Annotated in this window: 22 protein-coding genes, 1 pseudogene and 2 riboswitches; of the genes and pseudogenes, 16 read left to right on the top strand and 7 right to left on the bottom strand. The window is 55.7% G+C overall.

Translation table 11 applies throughout. The annotated features are described in order from the left end of the window. Positions 1-301: 301 nt before the first annotated feature. Entirely contained in the window at positions 302-433 is a 132-nt protein-coding gene (locus LOS15_RS12645) for a hypothetical protein (protein ID WP_263066320.1), read from the bottom strand. A gap of 164 nt (positions 434-597) precedes the next feature. On the opposite strand from LOS15_RS12645, the pseudogene LOS15_RS12640 reads away from it, so the two are divergent. After that, positions 598-711, top strand: a pseudogene (locus tag LOS15_RS12640) (DNA-binding response regulator); the annotation flags it as partial. 83 nt (positions 712-794) lie between these two features. Further along, on the top strand, positions 795-2,732 hold the full coding sequence (locus tag LOS15_RS12635) for an alkaline phosphatase D family protein (protein WP_263066319.1): 1,938 nt from the start codon (positions 795-797) through the stop codon (positions 2,730-2,732). Positions 2,733-2,738: 6 nt separating this feature from the next. On the opposite strand, the gene LOS15_RS12630 is transcribed toward LOS15_RS12635, so the two are convergent. Continuing rightward, positions 2,739-4,478 carry a methyl-accepting chemotaxis protein gene (locus LOS15_RS12630; protein ID WP_263066318.1) on the bottom strand — a complete coding sequence of 580 codons (1,740 nt, stop codon included), beginning with the start codon at positions 4,476-4,478 and terminating at the stop codon, positions 2,739-2,741. Between the two features lie 352 nt (positions 4,479-4,830). Here LOS15_RS12630 and LOS15_RS12625 point away from each other — a divergent pair, with 352 nt between their 5' ends. From LOS15_RS12625 to LOS15_RS12590, 8 genes are all read left to right on the top strand, one after another. Next, positions 4,831-6,585, top strand: a complete 1,755-nt coding sequence (locus LOS15_RS12625; RefSeq protein WP_263066317.1) for a bifunctional diguanylate cyclase/phosphodiesterase — start codon at positions 4,831-4,833, stop codon at positions 6,583-6,585. Between the two features lie 103 nt (positions 6,586-6,688). Further along, positions 6,689-7,666 (top strand): phosphate/phosphite/phosphonate ABC transporter substrate-binding protein, encoded by a 978-nt coding sequence (phnD, locus tag LOS15_RS12620; RefSeq protein WP_263066316.1) that lies wholly within the window; start codon positions 6,689-6,691, stop codon positions 7,664-7,666. A gap of 125 nt (positions 7,667-7,791) precedes the next feature. After that, the gene (gene phnC, locus LOS15_RS12615; protein WP_263066315.1) at positions 7,792-8,664 is read left to right on the top strand and encodes a phosphonate ABC transporter ATP-binding protein; all 873 of its coding nucleotides are present in this window, start codon (positions 7,792-7,794) and stop codon (positions 8,662-8,664) included. After that, positions 8,661-9,488 (top strand): phosphonate ABC transporter, permease protein PhnE, encoded by an 828-nt coding sequence (gene phnE / locus LOS15_RS12610; protein ID WP_263066314.1) that lies wholly within the window; start codon positions 8,661-8,663, stop codon positions 9,486-9,488. The genes phnC and phnE (LOS15_RS12610) overlap by 4 nt, the downstream gene beginning before the upstream one ends. A gap of 57 nt (positions 9,489-9,545) precedes the next feature. Further along, a complete protein-coding gene (gene phnE / locus LOS15_RS12605; RefSeq protein ID WP_263066313.1) occupies positions 9,546-10,361 on the top strand; it encodes a phosphonate ABC transporter, permease protein PhnE in 816 nt (271 codons plus the stop codon). Positions 10,362-10,385: 24 nt separating this feature from the next. Next, positions 10,386-11,015, top strand: a complete 630-nt coding sequence (locus LOS15_RS12600; RefSeq protein WP_263066312.1) for a histidine phosphatase family protein — start codon at positions 10,386-10,388, stop codon at positions 11,013-11,015. A gap of 75 nt (positions 11,016-11,090) precedes the next feature. Further along, the gene (locus LOS15_RS12595) at positions 11,091-11,570 is read left to right on the top strand and encodes a C40 family peptidase (protein WP_263066311.1); all 480 of its coding nucleotides are present in this window, start codon (positions 11,091-11,093) and stop codon (positions 11,568-11,570) included. A 264-nt stretch (positions 11,571-11,834) separates the two neighbouring features. Continuing rightward, positions 11,835-13,562: a putative bifunctional diguanylate cyclase/phosphodiesterase gene (locus LOS15_RS12590; RefSeq protein ID WP_263066310.1), complete on the top strand. Its 1,728-nt coding sequence runs from the start codon at positions 11,835-11,837 to the stop codon at positions 13,560-13,562. A 49-nt stretch (positions 13,563-13,611) separates the two neighbouring features. Here the strand turns inward: LOS15_RS12590 and LOS15_RS12585 are convergent, their stop codons facing one another. Then, positions 13,612-14,196, bottom strand: coding sequence for a putative metalloprotease CJM1_0395 family protein (locus LOS15_RS12585; protein WP_263066309.1), 585 nt, complete (start codon positions 14,194-14,196; stop codon positions 13,612-13,614). Between the two features lie 214 nt (positions 14,197-14,410). On the opposite strand from LOS15_RS12585, the gene LOS15_RS12580 reads away from it, so the two are divergent. The 4 genes from LOS15_RS12580 (at position 14,411) to LOS15_RS12565 (ending at position 18,845) form a co-directional block, all read left to right on the top strand. Further along, positions 14,411-14,638: a DUF2835 domain-containing protein gene (locus LOS15_RS12580; RefSeq protein WP_263066308.1), complete on the top strand. Its 228-nt coding sequence runs from the start codon at positions 14,411-14,413 to the stop codon at positions 14,636-14,638. 128 nt (positions 14,639-14,766) lie between these two features. After that, positions 14,767-15,345 carry an antibiotic biosynthesis monooxygenase gene (locus LOS15_RS12575; RefSeq protein WP_263066307.1) on the top strand — a complete coding sequence of 193 codons (579 nt, stop codon included), beginning with the start codon at positions 14,767-14,769 and terminating at the stop codon, positions 15,343-15,345. Positions 15,346-15,549: 204 nt separating this feature from the next. Then, entirely contained in the window at positions 15,550-16,221 is a 672-nt protein-coding gene (locus tag LOS15_RS12570; protein ID WP_263066306.1) for a glutathione S-transferase, read from the top strand. 98 nt (positions 16,222-16,319) lie between these two features. Then, on the top strand, positions 16,320-18,845 hold the full coding sequence (locus LOS15_RS12565) for an EAL domain-containing protein (protein ID WP_263066305.1): 2,526 nt from the start codon (positions 16,320-16,322) through the stop codon (positions 18,843-18,845). 62 nt (positions 18,846-18,907) lie between these two features. Here LOS15_RS12565 and nhaD read toward each other — a convergent pair whose 3' ends face one another. Together nhaD and LOS15_RS12555 are read right to left on the bottom strand one after the other, a co-directional pair. Next, entirely contained in the window at positions 18,908-20,386 is a 1,479-nt protein-coding gene (gene nhaD, locus LOS15_RS12560) for a sodium:proton antiporter NhaD (RefSeq protein WP_263066304.1), read from the bottom strand. Positions 20,387-20,626: 240 nt separating this feature from the next. Next, positions 20,627-21,577: a LysR family transcriptional regulator gene (locus LOS15_RS12555; protein WP_263066303.1), complete on the bottom strand. Its 951-nt coding sequence runs from the start codon at positions 21,575-21,577 to the stop codon at positions 20,627-20,629. Positions 21,578-21,718: 141 nt separating this feature from the next. Here LOS15_RS12555 and LOS15_RS12550 point away from each other — a divergent pair, with 141 nt between their 5' ends. After that, complete coding sequence (locus LOS15_RS12550) at positions 21,719-22,660, top strand: sodium-dependent bicarbonate transport family permease (protein ID WP_263066302.1); 942 nt, start codon at positions 21,719-21,721, stop codon at positions 22,658-22,660. Between the two features lie 92 nt (positions 22,661-22,752). Then, positions 22,753-22,864, top strand: a riboswitch (TPP riboswitch). An 83-nt stretch (positions 22,865-22,947) separates the two neighbouring features. Then, a complete protein-coding gene (locus LOS15_RS12545) occupies positions 22,948-24,393 on the top strand; it encodes a sodium:solute symporter family protein (RefSeq protein ID WP_263066301.1) in 1,446 nt (481 codons plus the stop codon). Between the two features lie 47 nt (positions 24,394-24,440). Here LOS15_RS12545 and LOS15_RS12540 read toward each other — a convergent pair whose 3' ends face one another. Together LOS15_RS12540 and LOS15_RS12535 are read right to left on the bottom strand one after the other, a co-directional pair. Beyond that, the gene (locus LOS15_RS12540; RefSeq protein WP_263066300.1) at positions 24,441-25,721 is read right to left on the bottom strand and encodes an LLM class flavin-dependent oxidoreductase; all 1,281 of its coding nucleotides are present in this window, start codon (positions 25,719-25,721) and stop codon (positions 24,441-24,443) included. A gap of 11 nt (positions 25,722-25,732) precedes the next feature. Continuing rightward, on the bottom strand, positions 25,733-26,515 hold the full coding sequence (locus tag LOS15_RS12535) for a 3-oxoacyl-ACP reductase (RefSeq protein WP_263066299.1): 783 nt from the start codon (positions 26,513-26,515) through the stop codon (positions 25,733-25,735). Positions 26,516-26,563: 48 nt separating this feature from the next. Beyond that, a riboswitch (TPP riboswitch) is annotated at positions 26,564-26,664 on the bottom strand. Positions 26,665-26,683: the final 19 nt, after the last annotated feature.

Raw genomic sequence — 26,683 nt, 5'->3', positions numbered from 1 at the left:
TCACTTACGTTGCTTATTTGTCGCGTCCATCATTATGAAAAGCCCAAAAAAAAGCGGGCCGTAGTGGCCCGCATGATGTTTGGCGTTGGCTAACGCGGGGAATGCGCTATCCAGTTAGTCGCGATCCATTTCGCTCACTTGAAAAGAGCCTTGGCGTAGGCTTATTTCTAGCTCACGGCCATTTTCATCACGGCCTTCCACATCGATTATGCCCCAGGCGCCGGTAATAAGACGCTCACGTTTTTCTTGCAGTGTTTCGCCACTATCGATAGAAAACTCAATGTCAGCGCACCATTCGTCGTCAAGCCAGCCCTACCTCGGCGCTGCCACGGCGTTTAATGCTGATCTCTTCGTAATGGGTGAACCCATAGTCAGTGGCATGGGTTAGTACGCTATCAATCTGGTCGATGGGCAGTGAATCAGCTTGCGGCAAACAGCAACGCATAAGTCGGGATCAGCGGCATTTTTTTCATAACGTTCATGATGGCTTTGGCATTCTAGTACGATGAGCAATATGCCTCTCATGCTAACCCTTTCACGTTATTGGCAGCGCCTAAAACGTACGCGTCTGCGTAAGGCAGTGCCTATGCACGTCGTGTAATTGATGTTCAAGTGAGTTGGCTGCGGCGTAAACTAGGTGCGTGGCGGATTGCTACGCTGCGTGACCAAGGGTATCGCTTACGCGCTGAAACGCCCTCCGAGCCTGGTTAAGCAATGGCCCAGTGAAAGCCGCACTCATGGGGAGGTTGAGCTGCCGGTGGTCGCAACGTATGACCCAACAAAGAGACGATGACATGACGCAAACCGCCAAGACATTGCCAGACGTGCTGGTGGGGCCACTGCTGCGCCGCCTTTCGCCTACGCGGCTAGTGCTGTGGCTAGTCGCGTCGCGTCCGCTCACCATGCAACTGGTGCTTTACCCTGAGCAAACGGATGCCCAGACGCATCCACTCGATGGGTCTCATCAATGTGTGGCGATTGGCCAGCACGCCTATCTCTATTTTATTGACCTGAGCTTGCCGAGCGCGCTGCCCACCGATGAGCGAATTGCCTACGATCTGCAGGTACAGGATGCGCAAGGCGAATGGCAACGCCTGCCGGATTGGGCGCCCTGGTTATGCCACGAGGGAGAGTCGTACCCAGGCTTTGTGCTGGCCTCTCGGCATCACCGCTTGATGCACGGTTCGTGCCGTAAGCCCCATCACAACAGCGCCGATGGCTTGGTGCGGGCAGATGCGTGGTTGGCCGAGCGCCAATCCACCCCAGAGGAGTGGCCCGCTTGGCTGCTGATGACCGGAGATCAAGTCTATGTTGATGATGTTGCCGGCCCGATGCTGCGCGCCGTACACGCACTGATTGAGCGTTTGGGATTGGTAGATGAGCGGTTGGAAGGCGCCACGGTAGATAACAGTCAGGCGCTTTACGCCGCTCCTGAAAGCTATTATCACCGTGAAGCGCTGCTACCGGATGTGACCAGCAATGCTGCGCTGCGTGAGCGTTTTTTTGGCGGCGTTAAAAAGCCCGTGTTTACCTCTGCCAATGCGCAAAACCACTTGATGACACTGGCAGAAATGCTCGCCATGTACTGCTTGGTATGGTCGCCGACGCCCTGGCAACTTGTAGCCGTTAAACCGCCAGCGCTGGGTGACAAAGAAGCAGGTACTTACCAGCAAGAGCAGGCAGTGATTGATGACTTTGTTGCCGGTCTGCCCCAGTGCGCACGGCTAATGGCTCACGTTCCCAGCCTGATGATCTTCGATGATCATGATGTCACCGATGACTGGAACTTGACGGCTGACTGGGAGCGCTGTGCCTATGGCCATCCGTTTTCAAAGCGGATTATCGGTAATGCGTTGGTGGCCTATCTATTGTGTCAGGGATGGGGCAACGCCCCGGAGAAACTCAATCCGTTGCTGCAGCAAGCGTCGACCCTTTTTGAAGGGGCGGGCCCGCTTAACGCGAGCGCTCAGGATCGTTTTATCGAACAGCTGCTGCGCTTTCAGGGCTGGGAGTACCAGGTGCCGGGTACGCCTGCATTAATCGTGCTGGATACGCGCACCCGACGTTGGCGCAGCGAAAGAAACCCCAACCGCCCTTCGGGCTTGATGGACTGGGAAGCGCTGATGGAAATGCAGCAGGCGCTGTTGGGGACTAAAAGCGCCATTATCGTTTCCCCAGCCCCGATGTTCGGGGTCAAGCTGATAGAAATCATACAAAAGCTGTTTACCTTGGCGGGCAAACCGTTGGTGGTGGACGCAGAAAATTGGATGGCGCATCGCGGGGCTGCCAATGTGCTGCTGCATATTTGGCGGCACTCAAAAACGCCGGGTAACTACGTGATCTTATCGGGCGACGTCCACTACTCGTTTGCCTACGATATTGTGGTGCGTCGGCAAAAGCAGGCACCACACCTTTGGCAAGTGACCTCCAGTGGAATCAAAAATACGTTCCCCAAACAGTTGCTGAACACCTTTGACCGCTTAAACCGTTGGCTCTACGCGCCGCTGTCGCCACTTAACTGGTTCACCAAGCGCCGCAAGCTGAGTATTCACCCCCGCGACCCGGACCGGGCCAGCGCCGGAGAGCGGCTATGGAATGCCAGTGGGATTGGGCTGGTAAGCCTGGATGAACAGGGTCACCCAACGGACATTCGCCAGCTCGATGCGAGCGGCGGCGATGTGGTGTTTCCGCCGCCGACCGAGAGTGGGTATAGCCCATCCAGGCGTGAGTAACCGTCGCTAAAAAGCTTCCCATTCGTGTGTTAACGGCGTTTGGCTTTCTTGGGCAGCGCCCAGTGCCTTTTGGGTGCTCTGCTTAAGCGGGCGGGGAGTGTTGCCTAAGCGGGGTGTGCTGTGCGAATGGCTGTCACTGGGCAGTGCCTGTGAGTACCTATTTCGCTCCTGTTCGTTTAAAAAAGCCATCGCACTGTGAGAAAGCCCGCGGATCTGCTCGGTCAGCTCGGAGGTTGCGTCTTTATAGCTGCCCATGCTGGTTGCGCTTGACTGAGTGCTTTGGTCAATCTCATTGATAGCACTGCTAATTTGGCTGATCCCCTGGCTCTGCTCACGGGCTGCCGCCGTAATTTCGCCCATCAAATCATTGACCTGATGGCTGGCCGTACGAATTTTCTCCATGGCCTCAGTAGCTTCATTGGCCTGCGCCTGGCCACCGTGGATGCTGTCACGCGCTTGGTCGATTAACGACTGCACTTGTTTCGCCGCCTCAGCCGACTGGCGTGCTAATTTACGAACCTCCTCGGCGACTACCGCAAAGCCACGCCCATGCTCGCCTGCTCTAGCGGCCTCTACCGATGCGTTGAGTGCAAGGATATTAGTCTGAAAGGCGATGGTGTCAATGGTGCTGACAATGCCTGCCATCTTATCCGCGTGCTGAGTGATATCGTCCATAGCGCTGGCCAGCCTGCTCATCACTTGGCTGGTGTGATCGACTTCACCTACGTTGCCCATGGAGGCATTGCTAGCCTGTATGGCGTTGTCAGCACTTTGTGCCACTGTCGAGGAAATTTCCTCTGCGCTGGCGGCGGTTTGCTGTACGGCGCTGGCCTGCTGCTCAAGCCGCGAGGCCATATCATCATTACCCAGAGCAATGCTCTCCACAGCAGGACCGACCCGACTAACGCGCGTATTAAGGTCGCCAATAAGAGCGTCTAACGAGCGCCGCATAAAGTTCATGGTTTTAAGCGTTTGGTCCATCTCCCGGTGGCCAATGGTAGGAATATCCGCCGCGAGATTGCCGGCTGCAAGCTGAAGCGCAAAGTCGTTGGCGCTATACATAAAGCGGCGAGTACGTAAACCGCTTAGCCATTGGTATGCGCCCACCATCAACCCAACACCCAGGCCAAGGGTTAAAAAGGCGGGGGCAGCGACGCTTCCTGGTGAGAGCGAGTAAATCGTGGCCGCCGCGCCAATACCTAAACCGCTCACCACGCCTGCACTCACAAGGCTAAACAGTGCTGTGCGGACGCGCATGCTCGCGAAGTTAATCGGTAGTAAGCGCTGGCGAAGCGTTCGGCGGTAAGCCACCCCGTGCTTAACGAAAAAGTGGCCTCGTTGTTCGCGTATATCACGGTAAGCGGCTTCAGCGTGTTCAACGTCGTCACGCTCAGGCTTGACGCGTATTGAGCAAAACCCCGTTACTGTGCCGGCTTCCCGAAGCGGCACCACGTTGGCGCGAACCCAGTAGTGGTCACCGTTTTTACGCCGGTTTTTAACCAGTCCCGACCAGTATTGACCTGCATTCAAGTTATCCCACATATCCTTGAAGACAAGCTCGGGCATATCCGGGTGGCGAACAATCTTATGGGGCGCTCGATAAAGCTCTTCGTACTCATATCCGCTAACGTCAATAAAGGATTGATTAGCGTAAAGAATATGCCCCTTTATGTCCGTTTTTGAAATTAAGACTGCATCCTCATCGAGAGGGTACTCCCGCTGGCTAACCAGCTCGTTATCGCGCATAGAACCATTCCTTAGGGCTATTCCTTAGAGCTATCTCTAAGTGACACGAGTTTCCAGGGGAGGGAGCTTTTGTATAATTTTTTAAAAATTTAAACCGTTAGTTTGCATATAGCAAGAATACAACGCATTAAATAACACGTTGTTGCTAAGGCTTGCGTTAACTAACGCTTAAATCATCGATTAGGGATGGCAGTTTCACGTCGTGATGCGCGTTTGAGCGCTAAACGGGGTGTTGCGCAGAGGGTTGTCACATTGATGTCACAAAAATAACGCACGCTTGCCGCCCAAATACCTTCCTTATGGCGCGTTACACATCATAGGGATAGTCGACGTTTGATAGGGCAGCAAGTATATGACCGCACAAGAAGCGCAGTGGCTAAATCACATTATTGCGGCAGAAGAGCTGCACGTGCTGTTCCAACCGATTGTAGACGCCACCCAGCAGGCCATATATGGCTATGAAGCGCTGATTCGCGGGCCAAAAACGTCCCCGCTTCACTCGCCGCTGCGGTTATTTGAGGTGGCCACCCAGGCGGGGCTGCTGGTCGAACTGGATCTGCTCTGTCGGCGGCTCGCCATTCGCCGATTTGCCGAGCTTGAGCTGCCGGGGCTGCTGTTTCTCAACGTGATGCCGCTGACCATCGTGGAGCGCGACTTCCGCGAGGGGCTGACGATGCGCTTTATTCAAGAGAGCGGCCTGCCCCCTGAGCGTGTGGTCATTGAGTTGACCGAGCATGTGCCAATTCACGACTACGAACTGATGCGCCAAGCGGTAGACCACTACCGCGATATGGGGTTTCAGGTGGCGCTGGATGACTTGGGTGCCGGGCATTCGAGCCTGCGCCACTGGTCGGAGCTACGGCCCGATTTCGTTAAACTCGACCGCCACTTTATTTCGGGGATCGATAAAGAGCCTGCCAAGCGGGAGTTTTTGCGCTCCATTTTAGATGTCGCACGTAGCCTAGATTGTCAGCTGATTGCAGAAGGGGTGGAGACAGCCGCCGAGCATCTCTGCCTGTGGGAGCTAGATCGTGGGCTGGCACTGTTGCAGGGGTTCTACTTTGCCCGGCCAAGCCTTCAGCCGCCCATGCAGCTCAATACGCTACTGCCTGCGACTACTCAGCTCAAAAGCCCGGCGGGGCGCACCGCGCACTCTATTTTGCGCCCGATTGAGAGTGTGTCGGCTACCTGCTCGGTACCGGCGCTGGCTGAGCGTTTTCGCGAAGACCCCCGCCTGCGCTGCGTGGCGGTGATTGAAAAGGGCGTGCCCGTGGCGGTGGTGCGTCGCAACGCTTTTCTAACGCTGTTCACCAACCAGTACAGCCACGCGCTGTACGCGAAGCGCTGCGTGTTGGAGATTGCCGACCCCAAAATGATCGTGGCGGAGGCGGAGCTCTCCTTGGAGGCACTGAGCCAGCAGCTCACCGACAGCCGCGATATCGAACAGGAAGATTTCGTCATCGTCGACAGCGACGGTCACTACCTTGGCATGGGCAATATCGTCGACCTGCTGCGGGAAATTACCGCGATTCAAGTGCGCCAAGCGCGCCATGCCAACCCGCTCACCGGGCTGCCCGGCAACATACTGATCAACGAAACCCTGGCCTCCTATTTGGCTCAAGGCCGCGGATTTGCGGCGGCCTACGTGGACTTGGACAACTTCAAAGCGTTTAACGATGCCTATGGCTACGCCCGTGGCGACCACGTGATCATTTCGCTATCGCGCCTGCTGCAGGCCCAGGTGGAGAGCGCGGGGGGCTTTATCGGCCATATCGGCGGCGACGATTTTATGATGCTGCTGCCGCTGGAGCACTGGGAAAGCGTGTGCCAGCAGATTCTCCACTCGTTTGCAGTGATGGCGCCTGGTTTTTACGAAGAGCATGACCGCCTGCTGGGAGGAATTTCCATTGAGAGCCGCCAGGGAGGTGTGACGTTCTTCCCCTTTGTGAGCGTCTCGATTGCGGTCAAACCGATTACTGACCCCGCCCCCTGCAAGGCGCTGGATATCGCCGCACAGCTGTCAGAGCTCAAGCATCAAGCCAAGAAAATCACGGGCAATAGCCTATTTGTAGAGCGTCGCGGCTGCTGCGTGGGGGAGTGTCATTAACGCGTCACTTATTCGTCACCTAGCCGTCATAAGAGTGTCCCGCCGCTGTCATATCTTGGCATCATGATGACGCCTAACGTTTCACAACCCGTTTAGGTGATCCATGCACTCTCTCATACACACCCGCCCTTTCTCTCGTACGCTGCTGAGCACCGCCGTGGCAGGCACGTTTGCGCTGGCAGCGGTGACGGCCTCTGCTGATCTCTCCTCGCGCTATACGGATAACGACGGTGACATGATCGCCGACATACCCAGCGACGAGTCGCAGTGGGCCGACCCGGATACGCTGGTATTTGCTTACACGCCGGTAGAAGACCCCGCGGTTTATGCCGACGTTTGGGCCGATTTCCTGGATCACCTGAGCGATGCGACCGGTAAAAACGTCCAGTTCTTCCCGGTGCAGTCTAACGCTGCCCAGCAGGAAGCCCTGCGCGCGGGCCGTCTGCATGTGGCGGGCTTCAATACCGGCGGTGTGCCGGTGGCGGTCAATTGCGGTGGCTTCCGTCCCTTCGCCATGATGGCTGCTGAAGACGGTAGCTTCGGTTACGAGATGGAAATCATCACCTACCCCGATAGTGGCATTGAGTCGGTAGAAGACTTAGCCGGTCGTCAGCTGGCGTTTACCTCGGAAACGTCCAACTCGGGCTTCCGCGCCCCCTCCGCGCTGCTGCGCTCTGAGTACGGCCTGGAAGCGGGCGAAGACTTTGAGACGGCCTTCTCTGGCTCCCATGACAACTCCATCCTGGGCGTGGTGAACAAAGACTACGACGCGGCCGCCATTGCAAACTCTGTGGCCAAGCGCATGCTGTCACGCGATGTGGTGAGCGAAGGCGATTACAACGTCATCTACACCTCGGAAACCTTCCCCACCACGGCCTACGGCTTGGCGCACAACCTGAACCCAGAGCTTGCCCAGCAGATTCAGGATGCGTTCTTCAGCTACGACTGGGAAGGCACTGCGCTGGAAGCCGAGTTCGCTAACTCCGGCGAAGCGCAGTTTATTCCGATCACCTATCAGGAAAACTGGTCGGTCATTCGTACTATCGCCGATGCCAACGGTGTGACGTACGACTGCGATTAATCGATCGGTCATCCCGTTAGTTTTCTCGGCCAGGAGGGCGACCTTCTGGCCGAGCCGCTATGTAGCTCAATACATAAGTCCTTATTCATATAAGCACTTGAGTATCAGACACTGAGGCACTTCCCATGTTGACACTCACCGGCGTTGGAAAACGTTACCCCACCGGCGACCGTGCGCTGACCGATATCCAACTCTCGCTGCCGAAAGGGCAGGTTATGGCGCTGATTGGCCCATCTGGCGCAGGGAAGAGCACCCTGATTCGCTGCGTGAACCGCTTGGTCGAACCCACCCAAGGCAGCATTCGTCTGGAAGAGGTAGAGCTGACCAAGCTCTCCGGCAGCCGTCTGCGCCATGCGCGCCGCTCCATGGGGATGATTTTCCAGGAGTACGCGCTGGTAGATCGCCTGAGCGTGATGGAGAACGTGCTCTCTGGCCAGCTGGGCTATGTAGGGTTCTGGCGCAGCTTCTTGCGCTGCTACCCCCAGGAAGCCGTGGCAGAAGCGTTTCGCCTGTTGGAGCGTGTTGGCCTGCCTCACGCCATTGATAAGCGCGCCGATGCGCTCTCCGGTGGCCAGCGCCAGCGGGTAGGCATTGCCCGTGCGCTGCTGCAAAGCCCCAAACTGCTGTTGGTGGATGAACCCACCGCGAGCCTGGACCCGAAAACATCCCGCCAAATTATGCGTTTGATTCGCGAGCTGTGCGCCGAACGCGAGCTGGCCGCCATTATCAATATTCACGATGTGGCGCTGGCCCAGCAGTTTGCGGATCGCATTGTGGGCCTGCGCGCCGGGAAAATTGTATTCGACGGCAAGCCCAGTGAACTCACCAGCGATATTCTCACCACTATTTACGGTGAGGAAGATTGGGACACCACGCCCGAACCCGCCGATGAGGAAGAAGATGGCGAGCAAGTGAAGCACTCCGCTGAGCCGTTGCGTGCGTCCCACTCTCATCCCTCGCCGCGCCAAAGCCTGCTGGCGAGTGGAGGCGCACAATGAGTATGGCGAACTCTTCAGCGCGACAACAGCGTGCCCGTCAAGGCCAGTGGCGGCGGCTGCCGCTGATTGAAAGCCCTCGGCTGCGTTGGGCGCTGGTGTTGGGTGGCGTGGTTTACCTGGTGTTGGCGCTGGCATCGGTGGAAGTGAACTGGGCGCGCGTCGCGGAAGGCTCGGGGCGGGCGCTGAACTTTCTCGGCGCGTTTTTGCAGCCGGATTTTTTCAGCCGTCAAAACGATATTCTGGCGGGCTTGATGGAAAGTCTGACCATGACGCTGACGTCCACAGTGATCGGCGTGTTGTTGGCCATTCCCGTGGGCTTAGGGGCTGCCAAAAACATTGCGCCGTTGCCAATCTATGCCGTCTGCCGGGCCATCATTGCCGTCTCGCGTACCTTTCAAGAGATCATTATCGCCATTCTGTTTGTGGTGATGTTCGGTTTTGGCCCTTTTGCGGGCATGCTCACATTGGCCTTTGCCACCATCGGCTTTATGGCCAAACTGCTGGCGGAAGATATTGAAGACCTCGATTGGAAGCAGGTAGAAGCCGTGCGCGCCACCGGCGCGAGCTGGTGGCAAACCATGAATCATGCCGTACAGCCGCAGGTAATGCCGCGCTTGATTGGGCTTTCCATGTATCGGCTGGATATCAACTTCCGCGAGTCATCGGTGATTGGCATTGTCGGGGCCGGTGGCATTGGCGCCACGCTCAACACCTCGCTCAGCCGCTACGAGTACGGCACGTCGGCCGCCATCTTGCTGATTATCATCGCGATTGTGTTGATGAGTGAGTATGCGTCGAGCCATGTGCGTCGTTGGACGCAGTAGCGCCGCACGCCTGTTGCCAACCCTTTTTGTACGGCCTTTAAGCCAAAGGAATTCTCCATGCCGGTTTCAACTTCCCCCCAAGGCGTGCCGCAGTGGCAGCGGCGCACCACCCGTGCCCAGTGGCTGCAGTATCTTGGCTGGCTGGCGGGCATTAGCCTGTTCTTGCTTTGCTGGAAAGTGATCTCTGACAACACCATGTGGGTGTTTGTCGAAGACGCTGGCCGCCAGGGCAGCGACCTGATTAGCCGTATGATGCCGCCCCGCTGGGAGTATGCCAGCGTGCTGTGGAAGCCGATGTGGGACACCGTTAATATTGCCACGCTGGGCACGGCACTGGGCATTATGATGGCATTTCCCGTGGCGTTTTTGGCCGCGCGTAATACCACACCGCATCCGCTCGTGCGCAGCTTGGCGCTGACCATCATTGTCTCCTCGCGCTCCATTAACTCGTTGATTTGGGCCATGCTGTTGGTGACCATTCTGGGCCCTGGCGTACTGGCGGGCATTATTGCCATCGCACTGCGCTCGATTGGTTTTGTGGGCAAGCTGCTCTACGAGGCCATCGAGGAGATTCACCCCACGCCTGTGGAAGCCATCAGCGCCACCGGTGCTAGCCGCCTGCAGGTGATGAACTACGGCGTGCTGCCGCAAGTTATGCCCGCCTTTGCGGGGATCAGCGTGTACCGCTGGGACATCAATATTCGCGAATCGACGGTGCTGGGGCTGGTCGGCGCGGGCGGCATTGGCTTGCAGCTGAATGCCTCGATCAACAGCCTGGCCTGGAATCAGGTCAGCGTGATTTTCGCGCTGATTTTCGCCACGGTGCTGGTATCGGAGTGGGTCTCTGCTCGCGTGCGTCACGCCATTATTTAACCCGTTCAAGACAGGAGAACCGCCATGCGCTTTCCACATGCCGACATCACCACCATTGACCTTATGCGCCACGGTGAACCGGTGGGCGGGCGCATGTTGCGTGGCAGCACTGACCATCCGCTGAGTGAAGTGGGCTGGAAGCAGATGACCGATGCGGTGATGCGCCACACTGTGGATGGCAGGCCGCCCTACGATGCGGTGATCAGCTCACCTCTGCTACGGTGTCGAGAATTTGCGCTGTGGTTAGGTGAAGAGTTTGATGTGCCGGTACAAATCGATGACGACCTGGCCGAGCTGCACCTGGGCGGGTGGGAAGGCAAAACCTACGCCCAGGTGTACGAACAGGAAGGCAGCGAGCAGATGAGTGCTTTCTGGTACGACCCCGCTCGCGGTGCGCCACCCAGCGGTGAAACTCTCGCCGAGCTAGATGTGCGGGTTAGCGAATCCTGGCAGCAGCTGCTGACCAATCCCCCTGGTAAGCATGTACTGGTGGTTGCGCACCTGTTTGTGTGCAACGCGCTGCTGCGCCAAGTGTTGGAGCAGCCGCTTTGCAACGGCTTGGTGATGGATTTGCCCTACGCGGCGATGAGCCGACTACGCCATGAGCGCCATGCGCTGGGCGAAAGCACTTTTATCGAGTGGGTAGGGCGTTAACGTTCTCGGTAAGCAGTAGCGGGTCAGCGGCGCTTAGGCCATGATAAGAGCACTAGGCTGACTTGGAGCGTTGCCATGCCGTTCACCCATTTCTCACCGCTTTTTGCGCTATTTACCCTGCTGTTCTTGACCGGATGTGCTAGCAAAGACGTTGCTATGACGCCCGCGCTTAGCCCGTCAACAGGCATCTCGATGGAGCGCGCGCTGATTCTCTCCCATGCCCAGCAGGCGATTGGCACCCCCTACCGCTTTGGCGGCAGCTCGCCGGATGGTTTGGACTGCTCTGGGTTAGTTGAAATGACCTACCGTGCCGCAGGCATTCGTGTGCCCCGCACCGCCGACGCCCAGTTTCGCGCGCTTCCCCAGGTCAACGCGCCTCGCCCCGGCGATCTGCTGTTTTTTGGCGATGGCAGCAAAGCCACCCACGTGGGCATCTATGGCGGTAACCGCCAGATGATTCACGCTCCCGGCAGCGGTCGCGCCGTGGTTAGCGTGCCGTTGGATATCGACTACTGGCAGCAGCGCTTTCTGGGAGCCGCGGCGCCTGCACCTTAACGAGCCAAGCATTTTTCAGTGGAGCAAGGTTTTTTACATTTTCTTGACCCCTGTCGCGTTGACTAATCGCTGTGTCATGTAAAACATAGCGATTGTGCGTGGTGGTAGTATGACTAAATGTAATCAAACCTATACCGAGTTAGATGAAGAGAGCACGCGTTCAGGTGCCGGCCTCTGAGTCTGCCTAAGGAGCTGGCGTTGCCTCAGCACACTACTCATGATGCTCCTGAAATGGATAGCACTACCGCAAGGTCGATAAATACGATGTCGACGACCCCAATATTGAATACCGCCTCCGGAGCACCGCTTCTTCGCGCTGAGTCAGCGTTTAGCTTTGCCAACGAGGCCATCATTATTACTGACGCCCAGGGCTGCGTAGCGGACGTCAACCCTGCGTTTTGTGAGCTGACCGGCTTAACCCTTGCAGAGGTGTTCGGTCAATCCTTAGAGGCGTTTAGCATTTTATCCCTCGACAACAGCCCCACTACGCGCTTTATGCGTGATGAGCAGCAGCTGCGGGATCGTAGTAAATGCCAAGTGAGCTACCGCAGCCACGATGGTCAATTTTACCCCGGCATGATGTCGATAAATCGCGTGCGTAACGAGCAGGGTCACGTCGACCACCACGTGATTGTATTGGCTGATCTGTCTGCCATTCCGGCCCACGCGCGTCATCTAAAGCGCGAGGTCTTTTTTGATGCGCTGACCGGGCTACCCAACCTTCAGTTACTCACCCAGTTAATTCAGGAGTCGATTCAGCATGCGGAAGCCAAGCAGCGACCGCTGGCAATATGCTCGCTGGACATCGACCACTTTCAAACAATTAACGACCAGCTAGGCTCCCACGTCGGCGATAGCATACTCTCCACCTTCGCACAGCGTATTAGCCATCTGCTGTTTGGCGATGACGTGCTGGCACGGGTGGGGGGCGATGAGTTCGTGCTGCTACTGCATCACGGCGATGACGAGCACTTTTTTGAGAAACTGCTGACCACAATCCGGAAACCGCTACTCATCGATGGTCAAAGTATCTACCTCACCGCGAGTTTGGGCATCACACGCTACCCGAATGATCATGCTCAGGGCGATGTGCTGCTGCGCCATGCGCACCAAGCGATGTACCGAGCAAAGCAGCGGGGGCGGGATACCTACCACTTTTTTGACCCCACCCAAGATCGGCTGTTACAAGTGCGCCATGAGCAGCGTCAGCGCTTTATGGATGCCCTTAACCACGACGAGCTTCGCCTGTTTTATCAGCCTCAGGTGGATATGGCCAGCGGACGCGTGGTGGGTGTTGAGGCATTAATTCGCTGGCAGCACCCAGACGAAGGACTGCTCTCACCGGCTCAATTTTTACCCATTATTGACGCCACGCCGCTAGAAGTTGATCTTGGCGAGTGGGTGATTAAGCAGGCGTTGCAGCAGCTGACGGAGTGGCAAAACGTGGGTATTGCCCTGCCTATCAACGTCAATATCAGCCCTGCGCACTTGTTGGGTAAGGGGTTTAGCGAGCGGCTGGCCGAGCTGCTCGCAAGCTACCCAACGGTTGCGCCTGCCATGCTGAAGCTTGAGGTGCTCGAGAGTGCGGCGATGCACGATATTCAGGCAGCGCTGAAAAATATGGCACATTGCCAAGACCTGGGAGTTGGATTTGCCATTGATGATTTTGGCACGGGCTTTTCGTCACTAACGCACTTGCGCCAACTGCCGGTAAATTTGATCAAGATCGACCAGAGCTTTGTCCGCGATATGCTTAGCGATCAGGATGATATGGCGATCGTAGAAAGTGTGATCTACATGGCCAATCGCTTTAAGCGGCCGATGTTGGCTGAAGGGGTTGAAACGCTAGCGCATGCGAAGGCGTTAATGTCGCTGGGCTGCGAGCTGGCCCAAGGCTACGGTATTGCCCGCCCCATGCCTCCGTGTGAGATGCCCGCGTGGTTGGAGCGGTGGCCACAACGCAGTGACTGGCACTCATTGGCAACGCATTAAATAGCACTGCTTTACTGCGGCGCTCTGTATATGAGGGCCTATTTAAGCCTTAAGCCGCTTCCTCTGGTGGGCTGGTGGCGGCGCCAGAATCACGCGCTTGGTTCATTTCGCTCTGTTCCATCGCTGCTTCTAGCTTTGCTTCCAGCAGGTACTGCCGCGCTTGGGCAGCCACCTGCAAATCTTTAGGGGAAGGGTCGGCAGGTGCTAGGGCGGCGGCAATCACCGTTTGCATTTTTTCCACCGTGGCTTGTGGGTCACCAGGCACGGGGCCATAGTCAATGGGGACTTCGCCCGCCACCGCGTAGCGTTTTCCGTCGGGCCCTACCTCGTATTCATAAGAGGCGCCACCGGTATAAGCGCCACCTGCTATCTGGTGGGCCATTTCATGCTGGCGCACTGCTCGGTCTGTCTGCTTTAGCTGCTCTAAATACTGAATTTCTTCAGGCGCCATCGGCGTGCCGTCTGCCCGAGTAGGGCCAGCGGTATCGTTAGTGCTGTGATCGTCCTCGCTCACCTGTAAGGTGTCGTCGGCCTGCTTGCTGGTTTGCGGCTCTTCGTCATTAACAGCGGGTGCTGATGAGCCTCTAGCCGCTATGGGAGAAGCAGAAATGTGCGAAGCAGAGAACGCACTCATTGAGGAGAGTTCCATAAGCAGTTACCGGCGTATAAAAGGTGTCAGATAGTCTTGAGTATTAGCGAGCCAGCGTGGGTACGCAAATATAGCGCTCTATTTTTCTCTGCCATCGCCTGCGTTATCTAGCCGCCTTAGCTTGGTGAGTGCTGTCCTCTCAAGAGCTGCTCTATTATTATCTTTATCATTTTTGAGTGCTACTTGTTTAAGAGTGCCTATGCCTGCCATCGATGTGGTGATACATCTTTCTGAAAGTGAATGCCTAGCCCACTACGAAGGGCGCTACGCTAATGTGCGGACCCGAAGCGTGGATGGCCGCTGGGTGGTCTTTCCTGCTGATGCATTGCGCCGTGTTGTGACAAGAGAGGGGGTTCAGGGCATCTATCGACTTGAATTTTCGGATCAGGGGCGCTTTGTTAGTATTCGGCGCCTCCCAAGCAGCTAAGCATCTTATCAGTGCTCACATGGCATTAACATTGCATGTATACTGAGGTGTATGTAATGGGCTTACCCGCCCTCCCGTAAACGGCCTGCCTACCCGGCAACGGCCGTCGTGTTTTTAGGAGATATACCATGTCTGCCTCACCTGTCACTTTAATGGTGGCCCGCCGCGTGGCAAATGGCCGCTATCAGGATTTTAATCGTTGGTTAAATGAAGGCCGTGAACTAGCGGCTGACTTTCCGGGATACCTGGGGTCAGGCGTGTTGGCACCGCCAAAAGATGACGATGAGTATCAAATTATTTTCCGCTTTAGCAGTAGCGATACGCTAAACGCCTGGGAACACTCCGCTTCACGCCACGCGTGGCTTGCCCGTGGAAAAGACCTTTATGACGCGCCTCACGAGCATCGCGCGACGGGTCTGGATGCTTGGTTTCAGGTGAATCCAGGTATCACGCCACCGCGTTGGAAACAGGCGGTGGCTGTTTGGCTGGCATTTTTCCCCATCTCACTGCTGTTTCAATTGCTATTCGGAGGTGTGATCGCTGAGTGGGCGCTCGTTCCCCGAGTTGTCGTTAGCACGCTGATGCTGACCCCGGTGATGGTGTTTGTGTTTATCCCGCTTTCAATGCGTTTATTGGCGCCTTGGCTGCAGGGTAAGTGGTCATTCGCGGACCTCTTGGCAAAGTGGCGGCACGAGCACAAAGCATAAGCGAGTAGGTCGTCAATATGGCCAAAGTGGTGCGCTATTTGCACTTATATCGTGCAAATAGTTGTCTTTAGTCAAAAGCTAAGCTTTGCTTAACACTTCCATAGGGTTCAACGCTGCAAGGGTGCTACGCTATATAAGCTTGCAGTAAAAGGATAACTGGCGCTGGCCATTTGCCTGCGTGACAAGTCGCCCTATGGAGTGTTTATGATTCACGTCCACCATCTGGAAAAGTCCCGTTCCCACCGAGTTTTATGGCTTCTTGAACTATTAGGCGTTGCGTATGAAGTTCATTTTTATCAACGCGATAGTAAGACCCAGCAGGCGCCAAATGCGCTGAAAAAAATCCATCCGCTGGGTAAATCTCCTGTTATTACCGATGGCGATCTTACCGTTGCAGAGTCCGGGGCTATTATTGATTATCTTGTGGGCCGGTATGGTGAAGGGCGTTTGCAGCCTGCGGAGGGGGATACCCATCAGTGGGTAGATTATCGTTACTGGTTGCACTATGCAGAAGGCTCCTTGATGCCGCTGCTAGTGATGGGCTTAGTATTTAGCCAAATCCCGAAACAGTCGCCATGGTTAATCAAGCCCCTGGCGAAAGGCATTAGCTCAACGGTGCGCCAGCGTTTTATTCAGCCACAAATGAATCAGCATTTAGATGTTATTAACGCGCATCTGGGGTCAAAGGGTAACTTTGCTGGAGACTGGCCAAGTGGTGCCGATGTTCAAATGAGTTTCCCACTGCAAGCGGTGGCGGCTACACAATCGTTGGAAAAGTATCCGCATATTGCTGCCTTTGTGGACCGTATCGAGCATGACGCTGCTTGGCAACGCGTCGTAACGCGAGCTGGCCCGCTTACCATGCCCGGTGGGTAGGGTCGATGATATCGCGCAGGCGGCAACCCTTCGGCGTTCGCGTTTCGCACACTAGGTTTGGGGCCCGGTGTTTACCTTGCCGCTGGCTTACCGGCGCCATGGCGCTAAGCACCTGTTTGTGGGCTTCTGCTAGCCTCGCGAATGACGCTTTGCGTGTTGGGGTTTACCATAATCCGCCGAAGCTATTTGCTGATAGCCAAGGCCAGCTGCGCGGTGTGTTGGGTGAGCTGCTTAACGCGATCGCTGAGCAGCAGCAGTGGCAGTTAGCGACCCTTCACTGTGAGTTTTCACACTGCTTAACGCTGCTAGAGCAGGGCGAGATTGACCTGCTGCCTGACGTTGCGTGGAGTGAAGAGCGTGCCCAGCGCTTTGCTTTCCATAATGAACCGGTGCTGCATAGCTGGTCACTGCTCTATCAGCGTGAAGAAATGAGCGTTGAGGCGATTTTAGATCTGGCCCAGATGCGGGTGGCGGTGGTTGAAGATGCGATACAGCAACGTTATTTAGCGGCCGTTACTGAGCGCTTTAATGTCCCGGTGACGTGGGTCTCTGTTAATAGTTTTTCAGAGGGCTTTGAAGCCGTTGCACGTGATGAGGCGGATTTGGTGGCGTCCAATCACTTATACGGTGATTGGCGAGCGCGCGAATATGGCCTGCGTGAGACCCCGATTGTTTTCCAGCCAGCGCAGCTATTTTATGCCGTATCTTATCAGGCTGCCGATCGTGTATTAGAGCCTGTCGACACAACGCTCAGAGCGTGGAAGCAAGATAGTAATTCGCTCTATTTTGATATATTACGTGCTTGGCGCGTCTCAACGCCATCTTCTCCCCTGGTGCCTACCTGGGTGTGGTGGGGCGTTGGTCTGCTTGCGTTTTTCCTGGCATTCGCTTTGGGCCGTAATGCGCTATTAAAGCGCCGCGTAGCGGACAACTACGAGCAGCTTGTTGCTCATGAGGCGCTCTTGGCCACCATTTTAGACAGTGTCGATGCGCATATTTATATCAAATCGCCTTCCTTAGAGTATCGTTTCGTTAACCGTCAAGTTAGCGAGCTGTTTGGCATCCCTGCTGAGAAAATTATTGGCCAGCGTGACGAAGCATTTTTTGATGCGGCAAGCGCAGCGGAAATGCATCAAATAGATCGTCAGGTATTAGCATCGGGCAAAAAAACGACGCTGGAAGAGCACAACCTGCTCAAAGGTGAAGAGCAGGTGCGTACGTTTTTATCCATAAAAATGCCTCTTGTGATGCGCAAGGGGGAAGCGCCGTGCATCTGTGGTATTTCAACCGAGCTAACGGAATACCTGGAGATGCAGTCGCGTACCCATCATTTGGCTTTTTACGATGCCTTGACGGGATTGCCAAACCGACGCCTGTTGATGGACTCACTCGCGCTGGTCACTGAGCAAGAGAGCAACGCATCGACGTTTAGTGCCGTGCTGATTATTGACCTGGATAACTTCCGGTTGGTTAATGATATCCAAGGCCATGAAAGCGGCGATCAGCTACTGATTAATGTCGCGGTGCGGCTGCAGGAGTCGCTTTATAACTCCACTCACGAAACGACCGTTGCACGGGTGAGTAGCGATGAGTTTGTTGTACTGTTAAATACGCTGGGCGAGCAGCAAGAAATGGCCGCGATGAGCGCCGAGCGTGTCGCGAGTAAACTGCTGGATGCTGTGTCGCAACTGCGCAATGACCGGGCGCTGCCGGTCAGTGCAAGTATTGGTATTACGCTATTTAAAGGGGCAGGCCACAGTATGAATAGCGTATTACAGCAGGCGGATATCGCCCTGCAGCAGGCTAAGGTGGCGGGTGGTAATAAGCTCTGTTTCTTTAACCACGATATGCAAACCAGCGTACTAGAACGCGCTAGTTTAGAAGGCGACCTTCACCATGCGTTGGCGCGCAATGAGTTGGCGCTTCACTATCAGGTGCAAGTTGACCACCGCAGCGAGACGGTCGGAGTGGAAGCGCTGCTACGCTGGTACCACCCCCAGCGCGGCTGGGTATCGCCCGCCACCTTTATTCCTATTGCCGAAGAGAATGGCCTCATTTTGCTGATTGGCTATTGGGTGCTTAAATCGGCCTGTGAGCAGTTGGCCAAGTGGGCCTCTCAGCCTGCCTATGCATCACTGACGATTTCGGTCAACGTCAGTTCGGTGCAATTTCAACAGCCTGAGTTTGTGCGGGATTTAGAAGGGCTATTAGCCGAAACCCAGGCGCCGCCAAACCGTTTGGTGTTGGAAGTAACGGAAAGCTTGCTGATGCGAGAACCGACCCGGGTACGCAATACCATGCTAAAACTGCGTGCCCAAGGCATTCGTTTCGCGCTGGATGATTTTGGCACGGGCTATTCATCGTTAAGTTATTTAAAGCGCTTGCCACTGGATGAGCTTAAAATTGACCAATCATTTATCCGTGAGCTGCTGTCCGAAAAGACCGACGCAGCGATTGTCGATACGACCATTCTGCTAGCCGCAAGCCTAGGTTTAACCGTGGTAGCCGAGGGTGTCGAAAAGAAAGAGCAGTTAGAGTGGCTGCGCGGTCATGGATGTTACCGCTACCAAGGGTATCTGCTGGGTAGGCCAACCCCCATTGAATATCTGTTTGAGGAGTACTAAAAAGCCCGCGCAGCGCCAGTGGGCGCTATACGCGGGCCTGCGGTTTTTAAGTCAGCCGTTTATTAACTAAAGACAGTAAAGCTATCGGCGTTCAGCCACATATGCACAATGATGCTGGCGATGTAGCCTAGAAGTATCACCGGCGCCCAGCGCAGGTGGCCCATAAAGGTGTAAGCGCCTCGGGCTTGGCCCATAACGGCGACCCCTGCTGCAGAACCAATAGAGAGCAAGCTACCCCCTACGCCAGCCGTTAGTGTAATCAGCAGCCAATGCCCGTGAGACATTTCTGGTTCCATGGTCAACACGGCAAACATTACGGGAATGTTATCCACGACCGCTGAGACAACCCCGAGTACGATGTTGGCCCAGGTAGCATTCCAGCCGGTGTAGAGCGCTTCAGAAAGCAGCCCTAGGTAGCCCATAAAGCCCAACCCGCCCACGCACATAACCACCCCGTAGAAGAACAGCAGTGTGTCCCACTCGGCTCGCGCTACGCGGTTAAACACATCGAACGGTACGACGCCACCTAGTTGCTCAAGCTTCTTATTGTCGCCCCGGCGGCTGTAGCGCTCACGTTTACGCTCCAGCGAGCGGGGGAGCGTCCGACGCAGGTAATAGCCAAAGAACTGCAAGTAGCCAAGCCCGGTCATCATGCCGAGTACCGGCGGCAAATGCAGCAACGTGTGACACATAACCGCCGTGGCGATGGTGATCAAAAATAGCGCAATAATGCGCCGAGCACCGCGCTTTAACCACACATCTTCATAAACGCTGCTGGGTTTCTGATCCTTGATAAAGAGGCTCATGATGACAGCAGGAATCAAGAAGTTAACCAGCGAGGGTAAGAACAGGATGAAAAACTCTTGGAACTGAATAAGCCCCGCCTGCCAAACCATCAGTGTGGTGATATCGCCAAAGGGGCTAAAGGCGCCGCCGGCATTGGCGGCCACGACAACGTTAATACAGGCGAGATTAATAAAGCGCTTATCACCCTCTGCCACTTTAGTAATGACGGCGCACATGAGTAGCGCCGTGGTTAAGTTATCGGCAATCGGTGATAGCACAAATGCGAGCCCACCCGTCAGCCAGAACAGCTGGCGGTAGCTAAAGCCTTTGCGCAACATCCACGAGCGCAGCGCATCGAATACGCGACGCTCTTCCATGGCGTTGATATAGGTCATCGCGACCAGCAGGAACAGCATTAGCTCGGTGAACTCTAAAAGGGTCACGCGGAACGCATACTCTGATGTTTCCGACATGCCATTTTGGACGTACACCCAGCCAATGAGTCCCCAAATGATACCGGCTGCGACCAGTACAGGCTTAGACTTGCGCATGTGAATTTTCTCTTCAGCCATGACTAATGCATAGGCCAAAACGAAAATCGCCAGCGCAAAAAAGCCAACGGCTGAACTGGTTAAGTCAATATCACCCGTCACGGCGAACGTCGCTGGGCTTATGCCGAGTAATAAAGCAGCAAACAGAAAAAGCCAGCGACGAGAGACTCGTGGCTGGCCAGGGGATTGATGCAACATCAACATGATGGGCTTTGTCCTAATAATGATGAGAAGAGGAGGGTTTTAAATCGCGGCTAGTTTAACAATCTGTATTGCATTGCAATACGGAATAAAAACGAATGAAAACTGTTAATAAGCAAGTGATTACGTCTTTTTTTAGAAACTACCCATTTCGCTAATAGTAAAGATAATTTTTATTCAAATAGCGGCGGCTGACGGTGTGCTGCGGCTAGCTAAGCCTATGGTTATGTCCTTTATCCATGTTTATGCGCTTTTTGAAAGCAACGTATCTAATTCATTGCAGAGAAAGCGTGGTTCAATCCAATGGACGAGATGTTCGTGCACATAGTGGAGAAAGCGCTGAGCAGACTGGGGAAGCCGCTGGTCGTTGCGCGCAATCATCTGCCAGTGGCTTTCAATCGGGAACCCTTCGATTGGCAGTATCGAAATTTCAGGGTGCTCTTTGGGCAGCACATGCTCGGATAAGACAGCGACCCCCATTCTTGCTGCGACGCCCACGCGAATCGCTTCATTGCTGGCCATTTGCAGGGTCTTTTTCATGGTTAAACCATGCTCTTGAAGCCAACTTTCTAATAGCATGCGCGTGGCTGAGCCTGGTTCGCGCAGCAGCAAGCGCTCATTTAGCAACTGTTCCATGGATAGGGTGGCGTGCTGTGTAAGCGGGTGGTCTGTCGCCGCGATGGCCACCAGAGGATTGCGCATAAAGCGTGCTGCCACTGCATGGGCGAGCGCTGGTGGGTGGCTAAAGACATAAAGATCGTCTTCTTGGCGTTCAAACCTTGCTAACACTTGGCGGCGGTTGCCAATGTGAACCGTGACATCTACGTCGGGAAACGCTTGGCTAAACGGGCCTAACAAACGTGGCAACACATATTGAGCTGTATTCACTAGAGCAATGCTAAAGCGGCCTTTGCTGCCTTGCTGAAATTCACTTAGCTGATCGGCAAAGTCATCAAAGCGGCCTAATACATCGCGGCTAACGTGATACAGCGCCTGCCCAGTGGCCGTCATCGTCAACCCTTGTAAATGGTGCTCTAGCAAAGGCATGCCAACCGCTTCGCTCAGTCGTTTTAACTGTTGTGATACGGTCGGCTGGGTGAGATGCAGCTGTCTTGCAGCTTCGCTGATTGACCCGCAGCGCACGACGGTGACATAAACTTGTAGCAACCTAAAGGTTAGATGGCGGATGTTCATGAACCCAACTTCTCCTGAAGCACGCGTTTTTATAGCGACTCGCATAGATGATTATCTATGACTATCTTACAAGTTATTATTAGTTGTCTCACGTAAATCCTCGCAAAATGCAGCCTCTTTAAAAGCTGTGGAGTGTCGGCAATGCCAGATATTGTGGTGATGTTTTTCTTACTGGGGCTCATCGCAGGCGCGGTGAAGTCCGACCTGCAGGTGCCCAAAGCGACTTACGATACGTTAAGCCTACTGTTAATGCTGACGATTGGCTTAAAGGGGGGCATGGCGCTGCACGGTAATATTCATTGGGGATTGGTGCCCGAACTGTTAGGCGTCGCGCTACTCTCGGCAATCACATCGCTAATGCTGATGCCTGCACTGCGGCGCTGGGTTCGCCTTTCTGCGGCGGATAGTGCGAGTATTGCCGCGCACTATGGTTCGGTAAGTGCAGGTACGTTTGCCGTGGCGCTGGCCTATGTGGAAGCGCGCCAGCTAGCGGTCGGTAGCGAGGTCACTCTCTATTTAGTGGCTATGGAGCTGCCGGCGATTATGGTGGCTATCGCGCTCTATAGGCGTTACCAAGGTGCTGCGGTTAAAGAGAGCACCCGCAAGCTCTGGCATGAAACGTTGACCAATCGGGGCGTGATTTTGCTCGCAGGCGGGGTGGTGATCGGAGCACTTTATGGGCCTTTTCAAGGAGAGGAGGTCACCGCGCTCTTCACCGGCGCCTTCAAAGGCGTACTGGCGCTATTTTTGCTGGAGATGGGGCTTACCGCTGCGCAAACCTTACGGCCGATGCCTTGGCATCAATGGCGTTTGGTGACATTCGCCCTGGTGATGCCAGTGTTGTTGTCGCTCCTCGGCATAGGCCTGGGTGCTGCGCTAGGGCTGCCGTTAGGCTCAGTGGTTATTTTGGCAGCACTGGCGGCAAGCGCTTCTTATATTGCCGCCCCGGCAGCGATGCGTGCCGCTATTCCCGAAGCCAATATTGGTCTCGCGATGCTGGCATCACTCGGTGTCACCTTTCCGCTCAACGTTATGCTGGGCATTCCTCTTTATCACTATCTTATCGAGCGAATATTGGGGTAGTGACGCCTACGTGAAGCGTCGCTGTGTCGGTCGTTGGAAGGTGTTTCATCAGTAGCACCAATTGACAACGCCCGGCTCAGCACCTACGGTAGCGGCTGTCCTAGGGGAGCCTGCACTGGCTGAGACTCCACCGCCATTTGGCGTTGGTAACCCTTAGAACCTGATCCGGGTCATGCCGGCGAAGGGAAGGATGTAGCCAACCAATACACCCTCTTTGCTTTCGCCTGCCTGCCGTGCGCTCACCGCACACCCCGGCCTAACAATACAGGCAAAGAGGATCCGCTTTCATGATGCTTGACCCTATCTGGACTGGCCTGTGGCTGTCGCTATGCGCCATTGCGCTGGCTCTCCCCGGCCTGCTTTATGCTCGTCGCCATCGCGATAATCTTGAAGATTACATCATTGCCCGCAATAGCCAGAATACCCGCGCCACGGTGCTGACGCTGGTGGCCACCACGCTGGGTACTTGGATTCTGTTTGGCCCGGCTCAGGCCGCGACCTGGGGGGGGATTGGGGCGATACTCGGCTACGCGTTTGGTTCGATGGTTCCCAGGCTAGTGATGATTCCCCTTGGCCGACGCATGCGTGAACTGATTCCCGAAGGCCACGGCTTAACGGAGTTCGTGATCCATCGGTACGGCCGTGCTATGTATGCGTTTACGCTGGTGATTATGCTGTTTTACCTGTTCATTTTGCTGGCCGCTGGGCTGACCGCCGTGGCGCGTATGGTGGGGTTGCTTGCGCCTATTCCGCTGTGGTTAACCGCCAGCGTGGTCATGATCGCTACCTTGATCTACACCTTTTATGGCGGGCTGCGCGCGTCTATTTATACTGACAAGCTCCAGATGCTGGTGATTATGCCGCTGCTGGGGCTACTGCTGGTGTTTGGCTGGCAGGCGGCTGGCGGCGTTGCGCCGACGCTGGCAGGGCTTGCTGACAGTGCGCCCCAGCTGCTGCAGGTGAGCGATATAGGCGGTATCCGCGCGGGGTTAACGTTCTTTCTTGCCGTCGCGCTTACCGGGCTCTTTTATCAAGGCACGTGGCAGCGTATTTATGCGGCTAAAGACACCCAAGTGCTGCGCCGTGGCTTCTGGATTAGCGGCGTGTGTAGCTTCATCGTGGTGGCGTTGATGGGGCTGTTTGGGCTGGCGTTTGTGGGGCTGGGTCTTGAAGGCGATGGCTCTGTGGCGCTGTTCAGCGTGCTATTGACGGATGTGCCGTTATGGTTCGCGTTAGCGTTGGTGCCACTAGGCTTGGCGTTAGTGATGAGCAGCGCCGACTCCACCATTAGCGCGACATCCAGCATTATCGCCGTGGATATGGGGCGGCTGATTCCCACGGCCAGCGATACCACCTTGATGAGTTTGGCGCGTTGGTTAATTGTGTTAGCCGCTATCCCCATTACCTGGGTCGCCTCCCAGGGCTATAGCGTGCTTTACCTATTTTTGCTGGCTGATTTGCTCTGTTCGGCAGCGGCGTTTCCGGTGTTTTTCGGGCTTTTTTATCGCCGTTACACGGGCCTTAATGCCGTCATCAGCACCGCGCTGGGGCTGGTGGCGGGGCTAGCGATGTTCCCTGCCCCCGGTGGAAGTACGGCAACACTGTTGGAGTCTTTCCTGCTGGCGGCACTGGTGCCCGTGGCGGCCTCGTTACTGCTACTGCGTATACTGCCGTCACGCCCAGCCTACGATTTTGGCCTGTTACATACGGCGGTGCGCCGCTTTAAAGGGTAAGTGCCGGGCTAGCAATACGCGCTCATCATATAGCCGCCCGGCATCGCTTACGCTGCTGGGCGTGCCAGCCCCAAATGATCACGCAGGGTGCTACCCGTATACTCGCGGCGAAATAGCCCGCGTGCCTGTAGCAGTGGGACGACCTGCTCAATAAAGTCTTCAATGCTGCCTGGCAGCGTCGGCGGCATCAGGTTGAAGCCGTCGGCACCACCTCCCTCTACCCAGCGCTGCATCTCGTCAGCGATCTGCTCTGGCGTGCCGACCATGGTGCAGTGGCCCCCGCCCGCCGCGAGCCTGCCTAAGAGTTGTCGTAGCGTGGGTGTTTCACTTTCGATAATGCGCAAAATAGTGGCATAGCGACCTTTAGGGCCCGCGAATGCCTCTAGCGGTGGCAATTCTGGTAGTGGTGCATCCAATTCCCAGTGACGGCAATCTTGGCCGATAAACTGGCTCAACTGATGCAGCGAGTCCTCGGTGGGCAAGCGTTCATCCAGTTCGCGCTGCTTCGCCTTTGCGGCGTCCTCGGTGGATGCTACATACGTTACCAACCCAGGCATAATCGCCACGGGCGCGCGGCCAGCGGCGCGGACGCGGGCTTGAATATCTTGGTAGTAGGCTTGCGCCGAGGGGAGGTCGTAGGCCACCGCATAAATCGCTTCTGCATACCGCGCTGCTAAGTTGCGCCCCGGTTCAGAAGCTCCCGCTTGAAACAGGACGGGGTGCCCCTGGGGAGAGCGTGGCACGGTGAGTGGGCCATCCACCAAAAAGTGTGCGCCATAATGATCAATCGGCCGCACTTTGCTGGGATCGGCAAACTGGCCCTGGCGGTCGCAGCGCAGCGCATCATCCGCCCACGAATCCCATAGCGCTAACACCGTTTGCGCAAACTCTTCGGCCCGCGCATAGCGCACCTCTTGAGGGGGCATAGCCTCCCAACCATGGTTGCGCGCTTCGCTATCAAACATTGAGGTGACTAAGTTCCACCCCATACGGCCGTTAGAAATATGGTCTAACGAAGCGAGCATCCTGGCCGCATGAAACGGGGTAAAAAACGTGCTGGATATGGTAGAGATCAGGCCGATATGCTCGGTAGCCCGCGCCATAGCGGATAGCGCCGTCAACGGTTCTAAAAACCACTGCGGCCCTCCGGCTACGTTGCCTGCGGCATGGCCATCGGCAAAGAAGACGGCGTCCAGCTTCCCGCGTTCAGCGGTACGTGCCAGCGACTCGTAGTAGCCAATATCCCCCATGCGCTCAGCGGCTGAGTTTGGCTCGCGCCAGGCTGCCTTATGGTGGCCGCAGCCCATGATAAAAAGATTGAGATGCATCTGAGTAGCCATCAGTTTTTAACCAGGCCGCCATCGACCACTAAGTTTTGGCCGGTGACAGCCCGGCTCCAAGGCGATGCGAAAAACAGTGCTGCATCCGCAAACTCTTCAGGGGTAGTGACACGGCGCAGCGGCGTATTGGCCGCGATGAGATCAAACACCGCTTCAGGCGTCGCCGCTGAGGCATCAGTGGTGCGCAGCAGCCCGCCCGAGAGCATATTCACCGTAATGCCGTCAGGCCCCAGGTCGTTAGAAAAAGTACGGGTGAGCGACAGCAGTGCCGCCTTGGCAGCGGTGTAATCGTGATACGGCACGACCGGGTTTTGGAACAGGTTAGTGCCAATGTTAATGATCCGTCCGAACCTCTGTTCACGCATGCCAGGTAGTGCTGCTTGAATAGTATTGAGGGCGCCGCGTGCCACGCCTTGCAACTGCTGGTCGAGGTTTTCCCAGGTAAGGGTGTCCGGAGAGGGGCGCGCATCGCCATTAAACGAAAAATCTGGCAGGGCATTATTGATAAGTGTTGTCACCGGCATGCCGAAATGGGCTTGCGCGGTGGCGAACATCGCTTTCACGGCGTCAGGGTCACGTACGTCTGCTTGTATCGCCAGAGCGTGGTCAGGAGTTTCTGCCGCTAGGGCTTTCGCCGCATCAGCGCTGTTTAAGTAGTTTACGACAACCCGCGCGCCTTGGGCTAAAAAGGCGTGCGCTAGGCACTCGCCTAGTCCACGGCTAGCGCCGGTAATCAATACAAGTTGCTGGGAAAGCGGAAGTGCGGTGGGTGTTGTTGGCATTGTGGTAGTTCCCTCGTAAAAGCGAGGGATGCATACCGACCCCATTGCGGGTCATGAGTGTGACATCCCTTCGCCGGTATGAACTGGATCAGGTTCAGCGGGTCTTATCTCAGCCCTGGCGTAACGCCAGGACACCCCGTGTCGTTTATTGAATGTATCCTAACTGAT

It is taken from the genome of Halomonas sp. 7T, assembly GCF_025643255.1.
Lineage (GTDB): Bacteria > Pseudomonadota > Gammaproteobacteria > Pseudomonadales > Halomonadaceae > Vreelandella.
The sequence above is the reverse complement of the archived record's forward strand: the minus strand, read 5'-3'. Positions and strand labels throughout refer to the sequence as shown.